Raw genomic sequence first — 1,279 nt, 5'->3', positions numbered from 1 at the left:
TCATGGCCTTTTTGGTCTAGTCGCTAAGGTGTTGCACTTGAATTGTAAACTGGGGAGCAATTGAAAGTCTTACAAAAAAAGTGGCACTTCACGATTATTGACCTCTGGCAAGATCCAGTGGTCAAAGCTGAAAATCGCGCCCAACCACTAGCAATGGTCGACGACGCTCATCCAACCCGATTAGGTTATCGGAATATCTGGACGCCAATTTTTCGGCAACAATTAACGGACGTGCTTCGCCAGTCGGAACCATAATCGTCAATCGATTTCGCGTTTTCAAGGCTTCCGTCGATAGTCTAAAGAAATAAACATAACGACCGGATGAACCTGTCATGTGATAGGCTCATCCGGTCGTTATGTTTTAGCTTACTTCAAATTTTAGGTTAGTCTGCGACTTCAATCTTCCCAACCGCAATTGGTAAGGTGACGTGTGCATCGTAGGCGCCAACTTCACCAGCAACGGTGGCTGGTAAAGCCAAGTCTTGTGGTACGCCGTGAATGTAGATGACCCGTTTGTCGAGTTCCAAGTCATCGGTACCAAAAACTTCTTTGAACTTCGCTTTCAAATCAGCTAATGGCACATCGATTTCGTAGGCAAAGTGGCCTTGGGCGTCAGCGACTGGGTAGTTATCATTTGGCACGTCCATGTGATGTGGGGCGTTGTCAAATGGCACCATCGTTGTCCCTGAGACTGGTTCAGTTTCTGGCAAGTCGACAAATCCGTCATGATTGGCATCCTGCGCCATCGTGGCAATTTGGGCCGCCTTACCATCTGGAAAACCGTGGAAATGTTCCCAGTGTTGCGTATTTGCAGGTGTATCAAACATTTCAATCGCCACGTGTAATTGGTCACCGTCTTCAACAAAGGTGGCAGTTCCATGGGGTGCCGTTCCAATGCCTTCTGCGTTTAGTGGTACGATGTTAGCAACGTATTTTTTAGTCATGAATGATTCCTCCAATTCTTCATTATAAGTCCATTATATGCTATTCTAAACTTATTAAAATTGATATATGTCAAGAAAGGAAAATTTATGCACTGGCAAATTGGTAGATTGTAAAATTAATCCGAACGCTGTTCGGATTAATTTTACAATCTACCTATCTGTCCAAGCTCGATGTGAAAGCAACCGATGTCTATTTACGCGGCGAATTTGGTCAAAAAAGCTCTCAAACCCTTGCTACGAGCGGAAGTTCAAAAAATGGACTTAATCTATATAGAGAACCTCCTGGATTATTCACCTCGGTATTTGGGACATGAAATCGCATCTGGCCGGTCTGA

General features: G+C 44.5%; 2 protein-coding genes. One reads left to right on the top strand and one right to left on the bottom strand.

Annotation, left to right across the window (positions count from 1 at the left end):
- Positions 1-60: 60 nt before the first annotated feature.
- Positions 61-255 (top strand): hypothetical protein, encoded by a 195-nt coding sequence (locus FD01_RS15575; protein WP_056965284.1) that lies wholly within the window; start codon positions 61-63, stop codon positions 253-255.
- Positions 256-383: 128 nt separating this feature from the next.
- Here the strand turns inward: FD01_RS15575 and FD01_RS15570 are convergent, their stop codons facing one another.
- Positions 384-944: a hypothetical protein gene (locus FD01_RS15570; protein ID WP_056965282.1), complete on the bottom strand. Its 561-nt coding sequence runs from the start codon at positions 942-944 to the stop codon at positions 384-386.
- Positions 945-1,279 lie beyond the last annotated feature (335 nt).

The sequence above is a fragment of the Lacticaseibacillus manihotivorans DSM 13343 = JCM 12514 genome (assembly GCF_001435035.1).
Lineage (GTDB): Bacteria > Bacillota > Bacilli > Lactobacillales > Lactobacillaceae > Lacticaseibacillus > Lacticaseibacillus manihotivorans.
The sequence above is the reverse complement of the archived record's forward strand: the minus strand, read 5'-3'. Positions and strand labels throughout refer to the sequence as shown.